A 20,772-nucleotide genomic window follows, 5' to 3' on the forward strand; every position below is an offset into this window, starting at 1 on the left:
CGGGCCCCGCCGTTCCGGCCGCTACCTCCGGGTCCTGTGGAAAACCACACAGCTGTGGAGCATTTCGAATAGCGAATGTCCGGCGGGGTATCGCGCACCCGGAAAGGAGCGTCGCACGCATGGAGAGCACCGTCCTGGACGTGACCACCGGCCACCGGGAGGTGGTCCTCGACCTCACCCCGCGCTGCGCGGAGTTCGCGGCGGAGCACGGCGGCGACGGCCTGCTGCAGGTCTTCGTGCCGCATGCCACGGCCGGGGTCGCGATCATCGAACTCGGCGCGGGCAGCGACGACGACCTGCTCGCCGCGCTGCGCGACCTGCTGCCCGCCGACGACCGCTGGCGGCACGCGCACGGCAGCCGCGGACACGGCCGCTCGCACGTCATGCCCGCGCTCATCCCGCCGTACGCCACCGTCCCGGTCATCGGCGGCCGGTTGCAGCTCGGCACCTGGCAGTCCATCGCCCTCGTCGACCTCAATGTCGACAACCCCGAGCGCCAGGTGCGGCTCTCCCTCCTGCGCGGTTAGCCCGCGCGCCGGAAGGTGCTCACCTGGGTGCCGTTCTCGAAGGCGCGCCGCCGCACCGGCGTCCAGAGCGTCGGCCGGAACTCCCCGGCGAAGAGCGGGATGCCCGCACCGGCCAGCACCGGGTAGCGCTTGATCACCAGGGTGTCGATCTCGTCGGTCAGCGATGCGGCGAGCCGGCCGCCGCCGGCCAGCCAGATATCGCGCTCGGCCTCCGCCTTCAGCTCCCGGACCAGTGCCTCCGGGTCGGTGAGCACCCGGACGTCGGGGGCGGGCGGTGTCGTCAGCGTGGTCGAGACGACGTACTGGGCGAGGTGCGGGTACGGGCTCGGGAAGCCGGCGGCCAGCCCGGGTTCGTAGGTGGCGCGGCCCATGATCACGCTGCCGAAGTGCCGGTTCGGCGTGCCGGGCGCGATACCGAAGTGCGGGTGCGCGTGCGCGGGCAGCGTCTCCGGGTACTCGGTGCCGAGCCACTCGACGAAGTCGGGGCCGAGCGGGAAGAAGTCGGTCTCGCCGGCCGGGCCCGCGATGTAGCCGTCGAGCGAGACGCCGGCGAAGTAGACGAGTTCGGGCATGGGGTGCTCCTTACTGTTGCGGGCTCAGGCCCGGGTGAACCAGCCGACCAGCGCGCCGTTGTCGAATTCGCGGCGCCGCACCGCGCGGAAGAGCCCCGGCCGGAAGCCGCCCGCGATCATCGGCACGCCCGCGCCGGCGACCACCGGATAGGTCTCGAGGATCAGCTCGTCGATCTCGGGCAGCAGCGCCGCGGCCAGCGCGCCGCCGCCGCAGAGCCAGAGGTCGCCGCCCGGCTCGACCTTCCGCTCCCGGACGAAGGCGGCGGGATCGTCGGCGATGACCCGGACCGCGGGGTCCGGATCGGCGCCGAGCGTTGTGGAGACCACGTACTGGGTGAGGTGCGCGTAGGGGTTGATGCCGCCCACCTCGTAGGTGCGGCGGCCCATCAGTACCGTGTCGAAGCGCGCGTTCGGCTCGTCCTCGGCGATACCGGCCCGGCCGCGGTAGGCGGTCGGCACGAACTCCGGGTAGTCGGCGTTGAGCGCGGCACCCTGCTCGGCGCTGACCGGGAAGAAATCGAACTCGCCGCCCGGCCCGGCGATATAGCCGTCCAGCGTGACGGCCACGTAGTACACCAGCTTGCGCACGGGAACCACCATTCGTAGTACTCTGATTGAAGTGGTTTGACCGTAGTACTACAGATGGAGTGGTGTCAATATGCGGACCAATCCGGAGCGCCGTGGCGCCCTGCTCGACGCCGCGCTCGAGGTGCTCGCCGACGACGGCGCCCGCGGGCTCACCTTCCGCGCGGTGGACCGAAGGGCCGCGGTGCCGCCGGGCACCACCTCGAACTACTTCGCCGGCCGCGACGACCTGCTGACCCAGGCGGGCAGCCGCTTCTACGAGCGGCTCACGCCGGGCCCCGAGCTGCTCCGCCCGCTCACCGAGGACCCCAGGGACCGCGCCACCGTCACCCGCCTCATGCTGACCATCGTGGACCGGCTGGAGGCCTTCCGGAGCGGCTACCTGGCCCTGCTCGAACTCCGGCTGGAGGCCACCCGCAGGCCCGAGTTGCGGAGGCTGCTCACCGAGCGGGTGCGCGCCGATATCGACTACAACGTGCGCACCCACCTGGAAGCGGGCATGCCGGGTGACGAGACCACCGTTCTGCTGCTCTATCTCGCGCTGAACTGGTTGATCGTGGACCGCCTGACGCTCCCCGACGTCTTCTCCGAGGAGCAGGGACGCGAACTCGTGGCCGCCGCGGTGGAGCGCCTCCTGGTGATCCCGGACGGAAGCTGAACGCTTGCCAGGCAGCCGTTTTCACGACCTGACACCCCGTCCCGGCGCCAAAAACGGACCCTGAGCTGCTCCGAGGTCGCAATAGTGCGACTTCGCCCCGGTATTGACGCGGGATCACGATTTGGTGACAATCGCCCTCAGAGGTACCCCCAGGGGCGGAGGAATGGCATGCGAACGAAAACTGATGTCCGTATCGTCGTGGACGCCGACCCCGAGCAGGTGATGGCCGCGCTGGCCGCTGTCGAGCTGCTACCCGAGTGGTCGTCCACCTACAGCGATGTCCGAGTGGCGACCAGGGATCAGCGCGATCGGCCCGCCCGGGTCTTCGTCACCGCCGAACTCCCCGGCGGCTCCGATATCCAGGTGCTGGAGTACAGCTGGACGGCCGACCGCTGCTCCTGGGAGGTCGCGGACAGCACCCGCGGCGTCCGCGGCCGCGGCTGGTACGAGGTGGTCCCCGGCCCGGACGGCACCGAGGTCTGGCAGCACGTCGAGCAGCAGCTGCCGGTGCCGCTGCCCGGCTTCCTCGTGCAGCGCCAGAACAAGCGGGCGCAGGAGGAGGTGGTGCTCCGCTTCGCCGAGTTCGCGGAGCGATTTCCGGAGGTAGAGACCGCCGTCTGAGCGCGGTCGGTGCGACGATGTTCGCCATGACAGGTGCCAAGCGGCTGCGGCTGCAGCCGATGAGCGAGGGATCCTCGGTCACCCAGCTCGAACTGTTCTTCGATCTCGTGCTCGTCTTCGCCTTCACGGTGGTGACCGATCTGGCCGCCGACGACCCCAGCGCGAAGAACCTGGTCCGCGCGCTGCTGGTGCTCGCGCTCATGTGGTGGGTGTGGATCGCCTACTCGTGGCTCGGCAATGTGGTCAGGGCCGACGAGGGCATCATGCGGGTCGCCATGTTCGTCGCCATGGGCGGCGGCTTCATCGCGGCGCTCACCATTCCGGAGGCGTTCGAGGACATCGCGGGCGGCTGGTACGGCCCGCTGGTCTTCGCCATCGCCTACCTGGTGGTCCGGCTGGTGCACCTGGTCATGTTCTGGCTGTGCAGCGCCGACGACTCGCAGCTGCGCACCCAGGTGGTGCGCTGGGCGCTCGGCTCCATCACCATCGGCACCACCCTGCTGCTGATCGCGGCGACCACGCAGGGCACCGCGCAGATCGCGCTCTGGATCGCCGCCATCGCGGGCGACTACCTGTGGACGCTGATCGCGGGCAATGGCTGGCGGCTCAACTCACCGGGCCACTTCGCCGAGCGGTACGGCCTGATCATCATCGTGGCGCTGGGCGAATCCATCGTCTCGATCGGGATCGGGGTGCGGACGCTGCCGATCTCCTGGCCGATCACGCTGGCCGCGCTGCTCGGCCTCGCCATCTCCGGGCTGCTCTGGTGGGCCTACTTCGACGTGGCGGCGATCGCGGTGGAGCACGAGCTGAAGCACGCTACCGGCGAGCGGCAGATCCAGATCGCGCGCGGCTCGTACACCTTCTGGCACTTCCCGATGATCGTCGGCGTCATCGCGCTCTCGCTGGGGCTGAAGAAGGTGCTGTACTACGTCGGCGACGCCTCGCACCACACGCTGTACGACGCGCTCTACGGCATTCCGCTCTACTGCCTCTACGGCGGCGTCGTGCTCTTCCTGGCCGGGCTGATCGGCGCCAAGCACTACGCCACCCGGGAGTTCGGCGTGCAGCGGGCGGTCGCGGTGGTGCTGCTGGTGGCGCTCACCCCGGTCGCGACCGCGCTGCCCGCGCTGGTCTCGCTCGGGCTGCTCTGCGCGGTGCTGCTGGTGCTGATCGGGTACGAGACGGTGCGCTTCGCCGACCCGAGGGAGCAGCTCCGGCACGGCACCCCGGCCTGAGCGCTACAGGTGCGCGGTCTTGTGCCGCACCGAGAACTCGGCGGCGGTGGGGCCGTAGGCCGACGGCTCCACCTTCACGCCGTCGGCCAGCGCCCGGCGGATCTGGTCCACGTTCTCCCGGATCATGTCGGCCACCAGCTCGTCGGTGCGCGGGTCGGCCAGCACCTGGAAGGTGAGCCGGAAGGTGGTGTCGGCGATCAGCCGGATGATGTCGTCGTGGAACGGGAGGTACCGCACCCGGCGGGTCTGCGGGTCGTTCTTGATCAGGTCGACGATCATCTCGTCCAGCTCGGAGCGGTTCTCCTCCAGCGCCGCCGCGATATTGCGGGTGTAGTGCCCGGTGCGCAGCGCGCAGGCCACCTCGTCCAGCACCGCCATGGTGATCGGCTTCTTGATCACCTCGACGATGGTGCGCACGAAGCGGTTCAGCACCGCCGCCGTCACCCGGTCGCCGAAGGCGCGGTCGGCCACCCGGGCCAGCCGGACCAGCACCACCACGATCCGCAGCAGCCGGAAGGCGCGGAAGATCGGGCTGGTCACCGGGATCATGCCGAGCACTTCGTACCAGTAGACGAAGGGGAAGGTCCACGGCCAGCCCGCGCGGCGCCAGCGCCACAGGAACTCGACGGCGAAGACGGCGCAGATGCTCACGTCCAGGATCACGATCACCCGGTGCGTCTCCGGGCTCACCGTGAAGAAGGTGATCCACACGACGAGCACCACCGAGACGATCGCCAGCAGCAGCATGGCGAGATCGGTCCAGAGCGCGGGCGGTTTGCGCGGGTAGTCGGCCGACACGTCACTTCCCTTCGACAACGTTGTCGCCGAGGGTAATCCGCGCCTCAGCGTCCGGCGCGGATGATCTCCTCGATATTGCGTTCGGCCAGCGCGGTGATGGTGAGCGACGGGTTCACCGTTCCGGTGCTGCCCGGGATCACCGCGCCGTCCATGACATACAGCCCGGGGTGGCCCTGCACCCGGCCGTAGCCGTCGGTCGCCCTCCCGAGCACCGCGCCGCCGAGCGGGTGCGCGGTGAACAGGGCATTGGCGTCGTAGCCGAGCGCGCTGTACTCGACCATGGCACCGGCCCGCTCGGCGATCCTCCGGTCCACCGCGCGGGCCGCCGCCACCACGTCGTCCCGGTTCCGCTGCGACCAGGTGAGCCCGACCCGGCCGGTCGCGCCGTCGTAGCCGAGCCGGGTGCGCGCCGGGTCGAGCACCATGCCGAGCGAGGCCAGCGCGCCGGTCTCGAACGGGATGCCGGGGATGTACCAGCTCTCCAGGGTGAGCGGGACGGCGCTCTCGTCCAGGATGCGGCTCGCGCTCGGCACACCCTGGCCCAGCCCGGCCAGCGAGCTGGCGCCACGGGCGAGCACGACATCGCCGTTGGTGCCCCAGCCGTCGCCGACGTGCTCGTTCAGGTTCGGCAGCGCGCCGGTGGCCTGGGCGCGCACCAGCAGCTCGGTGCTGCCGATCGAGCCGGCGCCGAGGAAGAGCCGGTCCGCGGTGACGGTGCGGGTGGCGAGCACGACGCCGGTGGGGTCGAGCTTGCTGAGCGCGACGGTGTAGCGGGTGCCGTCCCTGCCGATGGCGTCGACCCGGTGGCCGGGGTAGATGCCGCAGTTGCCGGTGGCCTCGGCGTACATCAGGTAGTTCTGGTTCAGGTCGAACTTGGCGCCGTTGGAGTTGCCCAGGTTGCTCCGCGCCACCGTGGCGGAGGGCTTGGAGCTGCCGTTCAGCTCGGCGCGCAGTACATCCCAGTTGAAGATGGAGTCGTTGGCCTGCGGCTGGTAGCCGGCCTTGCGCACCTGGTCGTCCCAGGCGCGGGAGTGCGTGAACGGGGACGAGCCGTAGATGTCGGCCGGCATCGGGCTGAGCCGCAGCATCTCGCGCACCCGGGGGAAGTAGACCCGGTCCAGCTCGCCGTACTCGACGGCGCCGCGGAAGACCTCGTCGAAGAAGCGGCGCTCCGGCGCGATCATGGCGCCGGTGAAGATCACCGAGCCGCCGCCGACCGCGGCCGCCCGCCAGACATCGATGCCCGGGTACTCGGTGCAGTCGAGCACGCCGCCGAAGGAGGCGAACTGCATGGGCACCTTGGTGACCCCGGTGAAGCTGGTGCGGTGCCAGAAGCCGCGGCCGTCCGGCAGGTCGTCGCCGGTGAAGATCTCGCGCCGCGGATCGTTCGGCCAGCGCGAGCCGCGCTCCAGCACGGTGGTGGCGACGCCCGCCTCGGCCAGCCGCAGCGCGGTGACGGCGGCGCCGAAGCCGGAGCCGATCACCAGCGCCTCGGAGTGCTCGGGGGCGTCCGGGAGCGGGGCGAAGATCTCCGGCACCCACTCCTCGAAGAGGCCGTTCCAGATCGGGTTCGCGTTCACCGGGGCATGCGCGAGGGCACCGCTCGCGGCCGCGCCGAGCGCCACCGCACCCGTCGCCTTGAGAAAGGCGCGTCTGTCCACCCGGCCACCTCCTGCGTCCTCGGGCGCAGCGAACGTTACCGGCCGCGGGCATGGGCGACCAGCCCGCTGTGTCAGCTGGCGAAATGGGGCTGTCGGGGGCGCACGGTACTCAGCCGCCCGGCGGCCGCGATCACCCCAGCAGCAGCCGCGCCACCGCGACCAGCCCGACCACGACGATCACCGCGCGCAGCGCCGCGGGCGGCAGCTTCCGCCCCACCTTGGCCCCGAGCTGCCCGCCGACGATCGAGCCGACCGCGATCAGCCCCACCGCCTCCCACGACACCTCGGCGACCACCAGGAAGAACAGCGCCGCCACCGCGTTCACGATCAGCGCGAGCACGTTCTTCACCGCGTTCAGCCGCTGCAGGTCGTCGTGCACGAAGACCCCGAGCAACCCCATGAGCAGCACGCCCTGCGCCGCCCCGAAGTACCCGCCGTAGATCCCGGTCGCGCAGACCGCGGCGAAGAGCACCGGCCCGCCGTGCTCCGGCGCCGCCCCGTCGTCCGCCGCGCGCCTGCGCGCGACCCACCGGGAGAGCCGCGGCTGCACCACCACCAGGATCAACGCCAGGATGATGAGCACCGGCACGATCGCCGTGAACGCCCGCTCCGGCAGCCGCAGCAGCAGGACCGCGCCGATCAACCCGCCGATCAGCGAGGCGACCCCGAGCCGGGCCAGCCGCGCCCGCTGCCCGGCCAGCTCCCTGCGGTAGCCGATGACCCCGCTGATCGAGCCGGGCACCAGCCCGATGGTGTTCGAGACATTGGCCGTCACCGGCGGCAGCCCGAAGGCGAGCAGCACCGGGAAGGTGATCAGGGTGCCGGAGCCGACCACCGTGTTGATGGTCCCGGCGGCCATCCCCGCTACCAGCACGGCGAGCATCTCCAGCGGTGTCATGCGACGTTCCTTCCCTCCGGCTCGAACGCTAGCCTTGAGCCGGGACGACCCGGAGACGGGACCTCCTTTGGCTGCTCCACCCGGACGCGGTAAACTCGCGGTCATCATGCAGCGGGCTCTTCTTCTCGGCCGCCGCGGCGGGGTCTGAACAGACCGGCTCCCGTCGCGGGGTTCTGCCGCGCCGGTCGCCCCCTTGACTGGGATCCACCACACCCACGGAGAAAATTCCATGTCCCCCGCTGATGCATTCGTATCCGGTACGCGCACCATCACCGCGCCCGCCAAACCGGCCCCCGCCGACCAGCCCGGCTGGAACCGGCAGCAGAACTCCTCGATGCCGTCCTTCCGGTACCGGCCGTACGCCGAGGAGGTCCAGCCGATCACGCTGCCGGACCGCACCTGGCCGGACCGGGTCATCGATGTCGCGCCCGGCTGGTGCGCCGTCGACCTGCGCGACGGCAACCAGGCGCTGATCGACCCGATGAGCCCGGCCCGCAAGCGCCGCATGTTCGACCTGCTGGTGCGGATGGGTTACAAGGAGATCGAGGTCGGCTTCCCGGCCGCCAGCCAGACCGACTTCGACTTCGTGCGCGAGATCATCACCGACGGCGCGATCCCGGACGACGTCACCATCCAGGTGCTGACCCAGTGCCGCCCCGAGCTGATCGAGCGCACCTTCGAGGCCTGCGCGGGCGCGGGCAATGTGATCGTGCACTTCTACAACTCGACCTCGATCCTGCAGCGCCGGGTGGTCTTCCGGGCCGACCGCGAGGCGGTCAAGAAGATCGCCACCGACGCGGCGGCGCTGTGCCTGGAGATCGAGCAGCGCTACCCCGACACCAACTGGCGCTACGAGTACAGCCCGGAGTCCTACACCGGCACCGAGCTGGAGTACGCGCTTGACGTCTGCGACGCGGTCTCCGCGATCATCGCGCCGACGCCGGAGCGGCCGCTGATCATCAACCTGCCCGCCACCGTCGAGATGGCGACGCCGAACGTCTACGCCGACTCCATCGAGTGGATGAGCCGCAACCTGGCCCGCCGCGATGCCATCGTGCTGTCGCTGCACCCGCACAACGACCGCGGCACCGCCGTCGCCGCCGCCGAGCTGGGCTACCAGGCCGGGGCCGACCGGATCGAGGGCTGCCTGTTCGGCAATGGCGAGCGCACCGGCAATGTCTGCCTGGTGACGCTGGGGATGAACATGTTCTCCCGCGGCATCGACCCGCAGATCAACTTCTCCGATATCGACGAGATCCGGCGCACGGTGGAGTACTGCAACCAGCTGCCGGTGCACGAGCGCCACCCGTACGGCGGCGACCTGGTCTACACCGCGTTCTCCGGCAGCCACCAGGACGCCATCAACAAGGGGCTGGACGCCATGAAGGCGGCCGCGGACGCCGCCGACACCGACGTCGACGACCTGACCTGGGAGGTGCCGTACCTGCCGATCGACCCCAAGGACGTCGGCCGCACCTACGAGGCCGTGATCCGGGTGAACTCGCAGTCCGGCAAGGGCGGCGTCGCCTACATCATGAAGACCGACCACGGGCTGAAGCTGCCGCGGCGGCTGCAGATCGAGTTCTCCCAGGCGATCCAGAAGATCACCGACGGCGAGGGCGGCGAGGTCACCCCCAAGGAGATGTGGGACGTCTTCCACGAGGAGTACCTGAGCCCGATCCGGCCGCTGGAGCGGATCCGGCAGAAAGTGACCGCGGCCGAGACCGACGGCGGCACCGACGCCATCTCCGCCGTGGTCAAGGTGAACGGGGTCGAGCAGGAGATCAGCGGCGCCGGCAACGGCCCGCTGGCCGCCTTCGTCGACGCGCTGGCCGGGATCGGCTACGACGTGGAGGTGCTGGACTACTCCGAGCACGCCATGTCCGCCGGTGACGACGCGCAGGCCGCGGCCTACGTCGAGGTCGCGGTCGGCGACAAGGTGCTGTGGGGGGTCGGGATCGCCACCTCGATCACCACCGCCTCGCTGCGGGCCGTCGTCTCCGCGGTGAACCGCGCGCACTGAGGTTGTGGAAACGGGTGTGGCTCCGGTCGCCGGAGCCGCACCCGTTTCGCGTCGTCACCTGCTGTTCATCGGCGTGTCGCCGAGGCCGGGGGTGGCTCGGCACCGGGGCGCGAGGCCAACTCCCCCGTGCTAGCGTGGATTCGCAATCAGGCCGAGCTCTCTGCTCGAGAAACCGAGCAGATGGGGGAACTGTGACCACCAACGACCACAATCCGACTTCGCCGCCCTGGCTGCAGAGTGCGCCCGCGGATTCGGGCGATGCCGATTCGGACGCCGGAGCGCGCCGGGCGCAGGATGATTCGGCCGGTGCCGAGGGGTCGGGCGAAGCGGCGGGTTCCAGCGGGGAGCGGCCGGATGCGTCCGGTGGTTTCGGTGCGGAGCGTTCGGGGTTCGGTCCGGAATCGTCCGGCGGTTTCAGTGCGGAGCGTCCGGGGTCCGGCGCGGAATCGTCCGGCGGTTTCAGTGCGGAGCCGCAGAGTGGGTTCTCGGCGGAGCCGTCCGGATTCGGTGGCGAGCGTCCGGGTGGCTTCTCGCCCACCGGTTTCCCCGAAGGTCCCGGCGGGGCCGACGGTTTCGCGCCGCCGCCGCCCGGTGGTCCGTACAACTCCGGGCAGTTCGCCCAGCCGCAGCACAGCGGTGCGCACCCCATTCAGCCCGAGAACCCCGGCGCCGCACCTGGTCCCGGGCCGGAGTCGTCGAGCGGGCCGATCTACAGCTGGGCTCCGCCGCCGCCCCCGCAGCAGCCCTCCTACCAGCCGCCGCCGCAGCCCGGCCCACCGCCCGGCATGCTCGGCGGCCCGGGCCCGCAGGGGTACGGCGTGCCCCCCGGCCCGCCGCCGCAGGGCCCCGGCCCCGGTTTCGGTACCGGCTGGCAGCAGGGCAACCCGCAGCCGTTCCAGCCGCAGCACGTGAACGCCCCCGGGCAGCCCGGCCACTCGGTGAACGACCTCAACCTGCTCAAGCGGGCCCGCCGGGCGCCGCGCAGCGGGTGGCGCCGGGCGGTGCACAAGGTCTCCGGCGGCATGATCAACCCCGGCGAGTCCTCCGCCGACCTGGTCTACCGCGAACTCTTCGACCGGGTGAACCAGCCGGTCCGCGGCGACTACCGGATCGCGATCCTCTCGCTCAAGGGCGGCGTCGGCAAGACCACCACCACCGTCGGCCTCGGCTCCACCTTCGCCTCCATGCGCGGCGACCGGGTGATCGCCATCGACGCCAACCCCGACCTCGGCACGCTCGCGCACCGGGTGCCGCGGCAGACCCGCTCCACCGTGCGCAACCTGCTCGAAGACCAGCACATCACCCGCTACTCGGATGTCAGGGCGCACACCTCCCAGGCCCCCAGCCGCCTCGAAGTGCTCGCCAGCGAACAGGACCCGGCCGTCTCCGAGGCCTTCAGCGAAGCCGACTACCGCAAGGCCATCGGCATCCTGCAGTCCTTCTACAACATCATCCTCACCGACTGCGGCACCGGCCTCATGCACTCCGCCATGGCGGGCGTCCTGGACATGGCCAGCTCCCTCGTCCTCGTCACCTCCCCCGCCATCGACGGCGCCCGCAGCGCCTCCGCCACCCTCGACTGGCTGGACCACCACGGGCACAGCAAACTCGTCGAGCGCACCGTCGTCGTCGTCAACGCCTCGCGCCGCGGCGCCTCCACCGTCGACCTCGACCAGCTCCGCCGCCTCTTCCTCGACCGCACGCGCGCCGTCCAGGTCGTGCCGTTCGACGACCACCTCGCCGAGGGGGCGGAGATCGATCTGGAGCTGGTGTCCAAGCCGACTCGGCGGGCGTTGCTGGAGTTGGCCGCGATGGTGGCGGATGACTTCGGTTATGTTGCGGCGCAGCAGTATCGGCAGGGGCCGGGGTAGGGTTTTCTACGGAGGGGGATTGATGCGGGGTCGTTTCGCGCTTGCCTGCGTGCTTGCGGTGGTGCCGTTGATGGCGGGGTGTGAGTCGGGGACGGAAGGTTCCGCCACGCCGTCCTCGGTTGCGCCCGAGGCACTGTTCGATTCGTGTTCTCTGCCGGATGAGGCTATTCGGGCGGCAGGGGCGGATCCGGCGCAGAAGAACGACAATCCGTTCGGCGTACCTCGGTCCGGGTGGCGGGGCTGCCGGTGGGGAGCCGATGGATACGCCCTCCGCATCTTCGCTACGACCAAGTCCGTCGACGAGTTCCGCGCCAACAGCCAGTTCCACGATTTCCGATCGGCCGACCTGCCGGGTCGTGAAGCGACGCTGTTCATTCAGGGTGCCCCATCGGAGCCGAAGAACTGCAATGTCTTCTACGGCACCTCGCGAGGCACCATTCAGCTCTATGTCGTCGACGACCAGTTGAAGAGCAACATCCCTGAACCGTGCGGCCTGGTCACCCGCGCGGCACAAGCGGTAGATCAGTGGGTTCCACGATGAGTGATGCGTTCGAGATCCTGGCCGGTGAGGCAACTGAGGGACGACTGCGCATCACCGATGGTGTCGCAGCGGCGTGCGCGGCGGAATGCGACCGCCACGTCCAAGTCCTGGTCGATCTGCAGCGCCGCACCGCGGACCTGGTCAATGTCGAGGCCTTCGGCACCCTGAACTCCGCGACCATTCTGGGCGACAAGTTCCGGAAATTGGCGATGGGCGGCGACGGCTCCGGGTCGTTCAGGGAAGCTCTACAGCGGCACATCGAAACGGTCCAATCCATGGCTGACATGTTCCGCAAAGCAGGCGCGGCTTATGCCGCTACCGAGCAGGACAATACGGCGAATCTCGGGAGGAGCACTTAACTCAGGTGCTCCCGGAAGAAGGCGAAGATTCGGGACCAGGCGTCGGCCGAGGTATCGGGGTCGTGGGTGGTGCCCATGACTTTCATGTAGAGCCCGGGGACACCGGAGTAGTCCTGGAAGAAGGAGTGGCTGGCTCCGGGGTAGATCTTGAAATCCACCGGCACAGCGGCTGAATCGAGCGCGTCCCGGTACCGCTCGGTATCGGCGGTGCGGATGTAGGGATCGCGGTCGCCGTAGCTGGCGACCACCGGGCAGGGCGCGGTGAGCAGGTGGTCGACGGGCCGGCCGGGGTAGAGCATGCCGTAGTTGACGGAGGCGGCGTCGAACATGCCCCCTCCCCCGGTGACGATGGCGAAACGCCCACCCATGCAGAAGCCGATGACGCCGACCCGGCCGGTGCAGTCGGGGCGGGCGGCGAGGGTGTCGCGGGCGCGCTGGATCTGGTCGAAGACGGGGCCGGTATCGCGGAGCAGGCCGCGGAAGACCTGCTGGACGCAGCGGCCGCGGCGGTAGAGGCGGGGGCCGAGGGCGAGGTAGCCGTTGGCGGCCAGGTGGTCGGTGACGCGGCGGAGTTCGCCGGTGAGGCCGAAGGCGTCGTGCAGGACGACGACGCCGGGGAAGGGGCCGTCGCCGGTGGGGGTGGCCAGGTAGCCGTCGTCGGGGTCGGTCATGGGTGCTCCATCGGGTCCGGGCGATCCGCTCCGGACTGTAGTGGGTCCGGGCCGGCGACGTCGCGGGCCGCGGCGGCGAAGGCGGCGCGGACGGCGGCGACCGCGGGGATGTGCTCGGTGTGCGGGCGGAGCGCGAGTTCGTAGCGGCGGGCGGCGCGGACGCCGCTGAGGCGCAGCGCCACCAGGTCGGGGTGCGCTACCGCCCAGCGGGGCATGAGGGCGATGGCGTAGCCGGCGGCGACGAGGCTCTCGATCACGCGGAAGTCGTTCAGGCGCTGCGCGATCCGGGGCTGGACACCGGTGACGGTGGCGATCGAGCGGAGGACGTCGTCGACCGGGAAGCCGCCGCGGACGCTCACCCAGGTCTCGTCGGCGAGCTCGGCGGGGTCGACGGCGGTGCGGTGCGCGAGGCGGTGGCCGGGGGCGACGACCACGTCGGTGGGTTCGCGCATGAGCGGGAGGGCGCGCACCCGGGGGCCGGCCACCGAGGGGGCGCGCTCGTCGCGGTGCGTCAGGACGACGTCGTAGTCGGCGAGCAACCGCGGCACCTCGGTGGGCGGCAGGTCCTCGTCGCTGGCGATCAGCTCGACGGCGCTGTCGGCGAGCCCGGCCAGCACCTTCGGCAGCAGCAGCGCGGCACCGGAGGGGAAGAGCGCCACCCGGACCCGGCCGCGGGCGGTGCCGCGGTAGCGGGCCATCTCGGCGGCGGCGCGGTCGAGCGCGGCGAGCACCTCGTCGGCGCGGAGCACGAGCGCGCGGCCCGCGTCGGTGAGCCGGACGCGGCGGCCCGCCGGCTCCAGCAGCGGTACGCCCGCCTCCCTGGCCAGCACCTTGAGCTGCTGCGAGACCGCCGACGGGGTGGTGTGCAGCGCGGCGGCGACGGCGGCGATGGTGCCGCGATCGGCGAGTTCGCGCAGGACCCGGAGCCGCTCCGGCGCCATCGAAGCACCATCGATCATGAAGTGATCCTACCGACATGCTTCGGAACAATTCGATTGTTCTGATGGTTAGCCGGGCTCAGCATAAGAGGCGTGACCGCTCGTGACCGCCTGCTCGGATTGACCGTCGTCGTGCTCTGGGGGCTGAACTTCCTGGCCATCCGGGTCGGCCTCGACCACTTCCCGCCCTTCTTCTTCGTCGCGCTCCGCTTCGCGGTGATCGCGGTGCCGGTGCTGCTCTTCGTGCCGCGGCCGCGGGTGCGGACGCGGTGGCTGCTGCTCTACGGGGGCGGGTTCGGGATCGCGCAGTTCGCGTTCCTCTTCACCGCCATGCGGATCGGGATGCCGACGGGGCTGGCCGCGCTGGTGCTGCAGTCCTCGGCGCCGTTCACGGTGCTGCTCGGCGCGCTGGTCGCCCGGGAGCGGCTGCGGACGGTGCAGGCGGCGGGGATCGCGGCGGCGCTGGGCGGGATGGCGCTGATCGGCTGGGATCAGCTGCCGAACGCGGGGCTGCTTCCGGTGCTGCTCACGCTGGCGGCGGGGCTCGGCTGGGCCTTCGGCAATATCGGCACCCGGCTGGCGACCACGGACTCGCCGGGGGTGAATCCGCTGCACCTGACCATGTGGATGGCGGTGATCCCGCCGCTGCCGATGCTCGCGCTCTCGATCGTCGCCGAGGGGCCGGGTGCGGGATTGCACGCACTGGCAACCAGTTTCAGCGGCGCCGGGCTGCTCGCGCTGGCCGGGCTCGGGTACATCGTGGTGCTCGGCACGCTGGCCGGGTCGGGGCTGTGGACGTACCTGATGAGCCGCTACCCGGCGAGCGCGGTGGCGCCGTACTCGCTGCTGGTGCCGGTGGTGGGGATGAGCGCGGCGTGGGCGGCCCTCGGTGAGCGGCCGAGCGGGCTCGCGGTGCTCGGCGCGCTGGTGGTGATCGCGGGGGCGGGCGCGGCCACCTTGGCGCCCAGGCCGGTCACCCTGCCCGCCGCCACCCAGCAACCGGCCACCCCACCCACGGCCACACCACACCCGGTCGCCGCGGGTGCGGCCCGACCGACCGTCGGCACGATGCGGCGGAGACCACCCGGACCGCGCAATCACCTCGACCCCGCCCACGCCGGGTGACCACCACCATGCAACCCCCCTTACGCCGAATTCGGCGAATGACCGGCCAACTCCCTGACCACTCCAATCTGAAACACTCCCCAGTCAGGCGAAGTCCCGGCAATCGCCCCCATCGGCACACGGCCCCCTTCCTGCCCCGGTACTGTCGCAGGCGCCCGAGTCCGCCGGGGCGGCGGCCGGGGCACGGCGCGCACGGTGGGCGGCCCGCCGTGCGCAGGTTCGAACACGAGCAGGGCCGCCGATCGTGGCGGGCCCGAAATACGAGGCAGCAGAACACGTATGACAGAACAGCGGTCGACCGTGTCGCGCAGGACCCTCCTCAGGGGCACGGTCACGGCGGGGGTGGCGGGGGCCATCGCGAGTACGGCACGGCCGGTACCGGCCTTCGCGAGCCAGGGCAGACGGGTCGCGGTGCTCGGCGGCGGGGTCGCGGGGCTGACCGCGGCGCACGAGCTCGCGGAGCGCGGCTTCGAGGTCACCGTGTACGAGAAGCGGGCCTGGGGCGGCAAGGCGCGCAGCGTGCCGGTGCCGGGCAGCGCGCGGGACGGCAGGCCGGAGCTCCCCGGTGAGCACGGCTTCCGCTTCTTCCCCGGCTTCTACCGGCACATTCCGGACACCATGCGGCGCATCCCGTTCCCCGGCAATGCCAACGGCGTGCGGGACAACCTGGTCGGCATGACCGAGATGCGGCTGGCCCGCGCGGACGGCGCCGACATCCGGGTGCCGCTCGGCGCGCGGGCGCCGGTGAAGCTCACCCCGGACACCTTCCGTGAGACGGTGAGCGGCGCGATCACCGCGGCCACCAGGATGACCGGCGACGAGGCGCTGTTCTTCGCCAACCGGCTGCTGGTCTTCAACACCAGCTGCGACGCGCGCAGGCTCGGCCAGTGGGAGTACGCCTCCTGGTTCGACTACGTGGACGGGCACGCCCGCTCGCACGAGTTCCGCGCGCTGCTCTCCCGGGCGCTCACCAGCCTGCTCGTCGCGGCGAAGGAGAGCGTGGCCAGCGTGCGCACCATCGGCACCATGGGCGAGCAGTTCCTCGGCAACCCGCTGGAGATCGCCGCGGACGGCCCGCTGGACCGGGCGCTGAACGGGCCGACCAACGCCACCTGGATCGATCCGTGGCTGGCACACCTGCGGTCGCTCGGGGTCCGGCTGGAGCTCGGCAGCGAGGTGCGCGAGCTGGAGGTGCGGGACCGCAGGATCGCCGCGGCCAGGATCAACACCCCGGACGGCCCGCGCACGGTGGAGGCGGACTACGTGGTGGTCGCGCTCCCCGCCGAGCAGGCCCGCACGCTCTGGACCGCCGACATACTCGCGGTCTGGCCGCAGCTCCAGGCGATGGACCGGCTGGTCGTGGACTGGATGAACGGCATCCAGTACTACCTGCGCACCCCGGTCGACATCGTGCGCGGGCACGCCGCCTTCGTGGACGCGCCGTGGGCGCTGACCTCGATCAACCAGAACCAGGTGTGGCGGCGCAAGCTGCCGGAGTACGGCGACGGCACGGTCGGCGACTGCCTCTCGGTGGACATCTCGGACTGGCACACCCCCGGCATCCTCTACGGCAAGCCGGCCGAGCAGTGCAGCCCGGGGGAGATCGCGCGCGAGGTCTGGGCGCAGCTGCGCACCCACCTGAACGACGGCGGCGAGGTGCTGCGCGACGCCGACCTGCACTCCTGGTTCCTCGACCCCGGCATCACCTGGAACGCCGAGCGCGGCCGCAATACCAATGCCGACCCGCTGCTGATCAATACCGCCGGATCGTGGGATGCCAGGCCGGAGCCGCACGGCCCGCTGGAGAACCTCTTCCTCGCCGGTGACTACGTGCGCACCGATATCGACCTGGCGACCATGGAGGGCGCCAACGAATCGGCGCGGAGCGCGGTGAACGCGCTGCTCGACGTGGCCGGGTCGGATGCGCCGCGCTGCCCGCTCTTCACGCTCTGGCGCGCGCCGGAGCTGGAGCCCATGCGGCAGCTGGACGCCGATCGATATGCTTCGGGGCTGCCGAATATGTTCGACGTCCGCCCCTGAGCGGTGCTTCAATCGTCCCATGGGTGAAACCGCGCAGATCACGGACGAGGCGGAGCTGCGGGAGCTGCTCGGCGCGGTGAATCCGCGTGCGGCGAACAAGGATCGGCCCGCGCTGCACCCGCGCGACCGGGAGTGGATCGGGATCAGCCCGTTCGTGGTGATGTGCACCAGCGACGCGGCGGGCAACTGCGACGCCTCGCCCAAGGGCGACCCGCCCGGCTTCGTCAAGGTGCTGGACGCGCACACCGTCGCGGTGCCGGAGCGCCCGGGCAACCGGCGCGCCGACGGGTACCGCAACATCCTGGTCAACCCACACGTCGGGCTGATCTTCCTGATCCCGGGGCGGAACGAGACGCTGCGGATCAACGGTGCGGCCCGGCTGGTGCGGGACGCGCCCTACTTCGACGACATGGTGGTCCGCGGGCACCGGCCCATCCTCGCGGTCGAGGTGGCGATCGAGCAGATCTTCTTCCACTGCGCCAAGGCGTTCCTGCGCAGCGGGCTGTGGCAGCCGGAGCAGTGGCCGGACGACACCCTGCCGAGCGCCGCGCGGCTGGTGAAAGAGGTGCAGAGCGGGGTCACCGAGTCGGTCGAGGAGCTGGAGCGGTACTACTCCCCCGAGGTCTACGGGCAGAAGCTGTACCAGGGCTGAGGGTGGCCGGGCTCACTCGGCGCGAACCACTCCGGCACGGCCCCTAGACTCCACGGGATGGCGGATATTTCGGTGCGCGGGCGGCTCGCCCTGCGGGCGGCGGCGCTGGCGTCGTTCGCCTCGCAGAAGGCGGGGCGCGGCAAGGGGTCCATGATCGGCGGGCTGATCGCCCTGAAGATCGACGGCTCGCTCATGGACCAGCTCGGCCGCGGCAAGCGGACCGTGCTGATCACCGGCACCAATGGCAAGTCCACCACCACCAGGATGACCACCGCGGCGCTGAGCACGCTCGGCACCGTCGCCACCCAGGCCGACGGCGCGAACATGGACGCGGGCATCGTGGCCGCGCTCAGCACCCAGCGCGGCGCGCCGCTGGCCGCCATCGAGGTGGACGAGCTGCACCTGCCGCACGTCGCCGACGCGCTGAACCCGGAGGCGGTGGTGCTGCTCAACCTGAGCCGCGACCAGCTGGACCGGGTCGGCGAGATCAATATGATCGAGCGCAGGCTGCGCGCCGGGCTGGCGCGGCACCCGGACACCGTCGTCATCGCCAACTGTGACGACGTGCTGGTCACCTCGATCGCCTACGACCACCCGAACGTGGTCTGGGTGGCGGCGGGCAGCGGCTGGTCGATGGATGCCACCAGCTGTCCGCGCAGCGGCGAGCCGATCGTCTGGGAGGGCGCGCACTGGCGCAGCACCGGCGCCGACTTCGAGCGCCCCGAGCCGCAGTGGTGGCTGGACGGCACCGAGCTGCGCGGCCCGGACGGCCTGCGGCTGCCGCTCACCCTCGCGCTGCCCGGCCGGGCCAACCGCGGCAACGCGGCGCAGGCCGTCGCGGCGGCGGTGGCGCTCGGCGCCGACCCGGCGCAGGCGGCCGCGGCGTCGGGCACCGTGCGCGAGATCGCCGGGCGCTACCGCACCGTGCAGGTCGGCGAGCACGCCGCCCGGCTGCTGCTGGCCAAGAACCCGGCGGGCTGGCAGGAGGCGCTCTCGATGATCGACCCGGACTCGGCCGGGCTGGTCATCGCGGTGAACGGGCAGGTGCCGGACGGCGAGGATCTCTCCTGGCTCTGGGACGTGCGGTTCGAGCACTTCGAGGGGGTGCAGGTGGTGGCCGCGGGCGAGCGCGCCACCGATCTCGCGGTGCGGCTCACCTACGCCGGCGTCGAGCACACCACCGTCGCCGACCCGGTGCGGGCCATCGCCTCCTGCCCGGCTGGCAAGGTCGAGGTGCTGGCAAACTACACCGCGTTCCGCGATCTCAACCGCGATCTGGAGGACGTCTCGTGACGGTGCGGATCGGGCTGGTGCTGCCCGATGTGATGGGGACCTACGGCGACGGCGGCAATGCGCTCGTGCTGCGGCAGCGGCTGCGGATGCGCGGCCAGGACGCCGAGATCGTGGAGATCACGCTCGCCGATCCGGTGCCGAACTCGCTGGACATCTACACCCTCGGCGGCGCCGAGGACTCCGCGCAGCGGCTCGCCACCCGACACCTGCAGCGCTACCCCGGGCTGCAGGAGGCGGCCGCCAAGGGCACCCCGGTGCTGGCCATCTGCGCCGCCATCCAGGTGCTCGGGCACTGGTACGAGACCTCCACCGGCGAGCGGGTGGACGGCGTCGGGATGATCGACGTCACCACCTCGCCGCAGGAGAAGCGGGCCATCGGCGAGGTCACCACCGCGCCCACCGTGGCCGGGCTCACGGCGCCGCTCACCGGTTTCGAGAACCACAGGGGCGGAACGAAGCTCGGCGGTGACGCGGCCGGGCTGGCCCGGGTGACCCGCGGGGTCGGCAATGGCGTCGGGGACGGGCTGGAGGGGGTGGTGCAGGGCTCGGTGATCGGCACCTACATGCACGGCCCCGCGCTGGCCCGCAATCCGGAGCTGGCCGATCTGCTGCTCTGCCGGGCGCTCGGGGTCACCGAGCTGCCGCCGCTGGCGCTGCCCGAGGTGGAGCAGCTGCGCCGGGAGCGGCTGCGCGCCTGATTCCCCCTGTCGGTGTCCGGTGGTAGACCGGAGCACATGGGAGCGAACGCATGCCCGGCCTGCGCGGCCGGAACGGATCACTGCCACGGGACGCTGATCGCGCACGCCGGGCGGTTCGCCGAGTGCACCGAGGGCGGCTGCGTCGAGTTCGAGGTGGTGCGGCACGCCTTCGTGGTGGAGTGCACCGACCTGGCGGGTGGCTGCGCCTGCGCGGAGCGCGGGCTCGGTAGGCTCGCCGGGTGAGCTACGACCTGGTCCTGCTGCCCTCCGGGGTCGCGTCGACGGTGCCGGAGGCGGAGGAGTTCCTCGACGCGAACGAGGGCGCGCCGGAGTCGGCGGTGATCGCCGAGATCGCCGCCGAACTGAACCGGCGCAACGGCGCACTCCCCGAGGACGACTCGTTCCTCAGCGTCGCGCCCATCGGCGGCCACGCGACCGGCGCCACTCTGCCGGTGCCGATGCCGTACGACGCCATCGGCTTCGGCCGCGCCCTGCTCTTCGAGCTCGCCACCCCCCGCGGCTACGCCCTCTTCGACCCCCAGCTGGCCTGGCTCATCGACCCCGCCGGCCACCTCCCGCTCGCCGTCAGCCACGGCGGCGCCGGCGAGTTCCCCTACCTCACCGAACGCCTGACCAGGGACTGGGTGGCCGGCCTTACCGCGCCCAACCCCTACCTGGTGGTCGACCGCGGCCCGCACGACTACATCCAGACCTACCGCGAAGAGTCCGGCGAGTACACCCTCGAGTACCGCGACGGCGCCCCCGACCGCCACTTCGGCACCACACTCCCCGACCCCGCCACCGTGGCCGCCCTCATCTGGGACTGGGCCCGCGGCGAACGCGACAGCTTCGACCGGGTCCCCTGGACCCCGGTCGAGCTGTAGTCAACCCGGCCCCCAGGGGGCGAGTCTTACGAGCCCCGTTCGCCGCCCGTCCCGTTGTTCAGCGCTCGAAGCGCATGCGCCGAGGGCGCGAGTCTCGAGCGCTGAACAACGGGACCCCG

22 protein-coding genes are annotated in these 20,772 nt (G+C 71.3%); 15 read left to right on the forward strand and 7 right to left on the reverse strand.

Going from position 1 to position 20,772, the window contains the following annotated elements:
- Positions 1-119 precede the first annotated feature (119 nt).
- A complete protein-coding gene (locus AB0H71_RS15350; protein WP_357020228.1) occupies positions 120-527 on the forward strand; it encodes a YjbQ family protein in 408 nt (135 codons plus the stop codon).
- Here AB0H71_RS15350 and AB0H71_RS15355 read toward each other — a convergent pair.
- Both AB0H71_RS15355 and AB0H71_RS15360 read right to left on the reverse strand, forming a co-directional pair.
- On the reverse strand, positions 524-1,099 hold the full coding sequence (locus AB0H71_RS15355) for a dihydrofolate reductase family protein (protein WP_357020231.1): 576 nt from the start codon (positions 1,097-1,099) through the stop codon (positions 524-526). The two genes, AB0H71_RS15350 and AB0H71_RS15355, sit on opposite strands and share 4 nt — an antisense overlap.
- A 24-nt stretch (positions 1,100-1,123) precedes the next feature.
- Positions 1,124-1,687 carry a dihydrofolate reductase family protein gene (locus tag AB0H71_RS15360; protein ID WP_357020430.1) on the reverse strand — a complete coding sequence of 188 codons (564 nt, stop codon included), beginning with the start codon at positions 1,685-1,687 and terminating at the stop codon, positions 1,124-1,126.
- Positions 1,688-1,757: 70 nt separating this feature from the next.
- Here AB0H71_RS15360 and AB0H71_RS15365 point away from each other — a divergent pair, with 70 nt between their 5' ends.
- The 3 genes from AB0H71_RS15365 to AB0H71_RS15375 all read left to right on the forward strand — a co-directional run bounded on the left by AB0H71_RS15365 (position 1,758) and on the right by AB0H71_RS15375 (position 4,201).
- On the forward strand, positions 1,758-2,342 hold the full coding sequence (locus AB0H71_RS15365) for a TetR family transcriptional regulator (RefSeq protein WP_357020234.1): 585 nt from the start codon (positions 1,758-1,760) through the stop codon (positions 2,340-2,342).
- Positions 2,343-2,510: 168 nt separating this feature from the next.
- The gene (locus AB0H71_RS15370; protein WP_357020237.1) at positions 2,511-2,963 is read left to right on the forward strand and encodes an SRPBCC family protein; all 453 of its coding nucleotides are present in this window, start codon (positions 2,511-2,513) and stop codon (positions 2,961-2,963) included.
- A gap of 26 nt (positions 2,964-2,989) precedes the next feature.
- Positions 2,990-4,201: a low temperature requirement protein A gene (locus AB0H71_RS15375; RefSeq protein WP_357020240.1), complete on the forward strand. Its 1,212-nt coding sequence runs from the start codon at positions 2,990-2,992 to the stop codon at positions 4,199-4,201.
- Between the two features lie 3 nt (positions 4,202-4,204).
- On the opposite strand, the gene AB0H71_RS15380 is transcribed toward AB0H71_RS15375, so the two are convergent.
- The 3 genes from AB0H71_RS15380 to AB0H71_RS15390 form a co-directional block, all read right to left on the reverse strand.
- Complete coding sequence (locus AB0H71_RS15380; RefSeq protein ID WP_357020243.1) at positions 4,205-4,999, reverse strand: ion transporter; 795 nt, start codon at positions 4,997-4,999, stop codon at positions 4,205-4,207.
- A gap of 44 nt (positions 5,000-5,043) precedes the next feature.
- A complete protein-coding gene (locus AB0H71_RS15385; protein ID WP_357020246.1) occupies positions 5,044-6,660 on the reverse strand; it encodes a GMC oxidoreductase in 1,617 nt (538 codons plus the stop codon).
- Positions 6,661-6,790: 130 nt separating this feature from the next.
- Complete coding sequence (locus tag AB0H71_RS15390) at positions 6,791-7,558, reverse strand: sulfite exporter TauE/SafE family protein (RefSeq protein WP_357020248.1); 768 nt, start codon at positions 7,556-7,558, stop codon at positions 6,791-6,793.
- A gap of 229 nt (positions 7,559-7,787) precedes the next feature.
- Between AB0H71_RS15390 and leuA the strand changes: the two genes are divergently transcribed.
- The 4 genes from leuA to AB0H71_RS15410 all read left to right on the forward strand — a co-directional run bounded on the left by leuA (position 7,788) and on the right by AB0H71_RS15410 (position 12,352).
- The gene (leuA, locus tag AB0H71_RS15395; protein WP_357020251.1) at positions 7,788-9,581 is read left to right on the forward strand and encodes a 2-isopropylmalate synthase; all 1,794 of its coding nucleotides are present in this window, start codon (positions 7,788-7,790) and stop codon (positions 9,579-9,581) included.
- A 191-nt stretch (positions 9,582-9,772) separates the two neighbouring features.
- Positions 9,773-11,452 carry an AAA family ATPase gene (locus tag AB0H71_RS15400; RefSeq protein ID WP_357020254.1) on the forward strand — a complete coding sequence of 560 codons (1,680 nt, stop codon included), beginning with the start codon at positions 9,773-9,775 and terminating at the stop codon, positions 11,450-11,452.
- A 22-nt stretch (positions 11,453-11,474) separates the two neighbouring features.
- The gene (locus tag AB0H71_RS15405) at positions 11,475-11,993 is read left to right on the forward strand and encodes a DUF3558 domain-containing protein (protein WP_357020257.1); all 519 of its coding nucleotides are present in this window, start codon (positions 11,475-11,477) and stop codon (positions 11,991-11,993) included.
- On the forward strand, positions 11,990-12,352 hold the full coding sequence (locus tag AB0H71_RS15410; RefSeq protein ID WP_357020260.1) for a hypothetical protein: 363 nt from the start codon (positions 11,990-11,992) through the stop codon (positions 12,350-12,352). Before AB0H71_RS15405 ends, AB0H71_RS15410 begins: the two co-directional genes overlap by 4 nt.
- Here AB0H71_RS15410 and AB0H71_RS15415 read toward each other — a convergent pair.
- Positions 12,349-13,023 carry a dienelactone hydrolase family protein gene (locus AB0H71_RS15415; RefSeq protein WP_357020263.1) on the reverse strand — a complete coding sequence of 225 codons (675 nt, stop codon included), beginning with the start codon at positions 13,021-13,023 and terminating at the stop codon, positions 12,349-12,351. The two genes, AB0H71_RS15410 and AB0H71_RS15415, sit on opposite strands and share 4 nt — an antisense overlap.
- Positions 13,020-13,964: a LysR family transcriptional regulator gene (locus tag AB0H71_RS15420; RefSeq protein WP_357020433.1), complete on the reverse strand. Its 945-nt coding sequence runs from the start codon at positions 13,962-13,964 to the stop codon at positions 13,020-13,022. Before AB0H71_RS15420 ends, AB0H71_RS15415 begins: the two co-directional genes overlap by 4 nt.
- 90 nt (positions 13,965-14,054) lie before the next feature.
- Between AB0H71_RS15420 and AB0H71_RS15425 the strand changes: the two genes are divergently transcribed.
- From AB0H71_RS15425 to AB0H71_RS15455, 7 genes are all read left to right on the forward strand, one after another.
- Entirely contained in the window at positions 14,055-15,086 is a 1,032-nt protein-coding gene (locus AB0H71_RS15425) for an EamA family transporter (RefSeq protein WP_357020266.1), read from the forward strand.
- 279 nt (positions 15,087-15,365) lie between these two features.
- Positions 15,366-17,126, forward strand: coding sequence for an FAD-dependent oxidoreductase (locus AB0H71_RS15430; RefSeq protein ID WP_357020269.1), 1,761 nt, complete (start codon positions 15,366-15,368; stop codon positions 17,124-17,126).
- A 19-nt stretch (positions 17,127-17,145) separates the two neighbouring features.
- Entirely contained in the window at positions 17,146-17,778 is a 633-nt protein-coding gene (locus AB0H71_RS15435; protein ID WP_357020271.1) for a pyridoxamine 5'-phosphate oxidase family protein, read from the forward strand.
- Between the two features lie 57 nt (positions 17,779-17,835).
- Positions 17,836-19,071, forward strand: a complete 1,236-nt coding sequence (locus AB0H71_RS15440) for a MurT ligase domain-containing protein (RefSeq protein ID WP_357020273.1) — start codon at positions 17,836-17,838, stop codon at positions 19,069-19,071.
- Positions 19,068-19,769 (forward strand): glutamine amidotransferase, encoded by a 702-nt coding sequence (locus tag AB0H71_RS15445; protein WP_357020276.1) that lies wholly within the window; start codon positions 19,068-19,070, stop codon positions 19,767-19,769. The genes AB0H71_RS15440 and AB0H71_RS15445 overlap by 4 nt, the downstream gene beginning before the upstream one ends.
- A 36-nt stretch (positions 19,770-19,805) precedes the next feature.
- On the forward strand, positions 19,806-20,012 hold the full coding sequence (locus tag AB0H71_RS15450; RefSeq protein ID WP_357020278.1) for a hypothetical protein: 207 nt from the start codon (positions 19,806-19,808) through the stop codon (positions 20,010-20,012).
- Positions 20,009-20,653, forward strand: coding sequence for a hypothetical protein (locus AB0H71_RS15455; RefSeq protein ID WP_357020281.1), 645 nt, complete (start codon positions 20,009-20,011; stop codon positions 20,651-20,653). The genes AB0H71_RS15450 and AB0H71_RS15455 overlap by 4 nt, the downstream gene beginning before the upstream one ends.
- Positions 20,654-20,772: the final 119 nt, after the last annotated feature.

The sequence above is a fragment of the Nocardia sp. NPDC050697 genome, from assembly GCF_040654395.1.
In the GTDB taxonomy this organism is placed as follows: domain Bacteria; phylum Actinomycetota; class Actinomycetes; order Mycobacteriales; family Mycobacteriaceae; genus Nocardia.

Bases quoted from the DNA above. Each gene is read 5' to 3' on its own strand.
- AB0H71_RS15435 (WP_357020271.1), top strand. From the start codon at position 17,146: ATGGGTGAAACCGCGCAGATCACGGACGAGGCGGAGCTGCGGGAGCTG.
- AB0H71_RS15365 (WP_357020234.1), top strand. From the start codon at position 1,758: ATGCGGACCAATCCGGAGCGCCGTGGCGCCCTGCTCGACGCCGCGCTC.
- AB0H71_RS15420 (WP_357020433.1), bottom strand. From the start codon at position 13,964: ATGGCGCCGGAGCGGCTCCGGGTCCTGCGCGAACTCGCCGATCGCGGC.
- AB0H71_RS15370 (WP_357020237.1), top strand. From the start codon at position 2,511: ATGCGAACGAAAACTGATGTCCGTATCGTCGTGGACGCCGACCCCGAG.
- AB0H71_RS15410 (WP_357020260.1), top strand. From the start codon at position 11,990: ATGAGTGATGCGTTCGAGATCCTGGCCGGTGAGGCAACTGAGGGACGA.
- leuA (WP_357020251.1), top strand. From the start codon at position 7,788: ATGTCCCCCGCTGATGCATTCGTATCCGGTACGCGCACCATCACCGCG.
- AB0H71_RS15405 (WP_357020257.1), top strand. From the start codon at position 11,475: ATGCGGGGTCGTTTCGCGCTTGCCTGCGTGCTTGCGGTGGTGCCGTTG.
- AB0H71_RS15350 (WP_357020228.1), top strand. From the start codon at position 120: ATGGAGAGCACCGTCCTGGACGTGACCACCGGCCACCGGGAGGTGGTC.
- AB0H71_RS15450 (WP_357020278.1), top strand. From the start codon at position 19,806: ATGGGAGCGAACGCATGCCCGGCCTGCGCGGCCGGAACGGATCACTGC.
- AB0H71_RS15390 (WP_357020248.1), bottom strand. From the start codon at position 7,558: ATGACACCGCTGGAGATGCTCGCCGTGCTGGTAGCGGGGATGGCCGCC.
- AB0H71_RS15430 (WP_357020269.1), top strand. From the start codon at position 15,366: ATGACAGAACAGCGGTCGACCGTGTCGCGCAGGACCCTCCTCAGGGGC.
- AB0H71_RS15415 (WP_357020263.1), bottom strand. From the start codon at position 13,023: ATGACCGACCCCGACGACGGCTACCTGGCCACCCCCACCGGCGACGGC.
- AB0H71_RS15440 (WP_357020273.1), top strand. From the start codon at position 17,836: ATGGCGGATATTTCGGTGCGCGGGCGGCTCGCCCTGCGGGCGGCGGCG.
- AB0H71_RS15355 (WP_357020231.1), bottom strand. From the start codon at position 1,099: ATGCCCGAACTCGTCTACTTCGCCGGCGTCTCGCTCGACGGCTACATC.
- AB0H71_RS15375 (WP_357020240.1), top strand. From the start codon at position 2,990: ATGACAGGTGCCAAGCGGCTGCGGCTGCAGCCGATGAGCGAGGGATCC.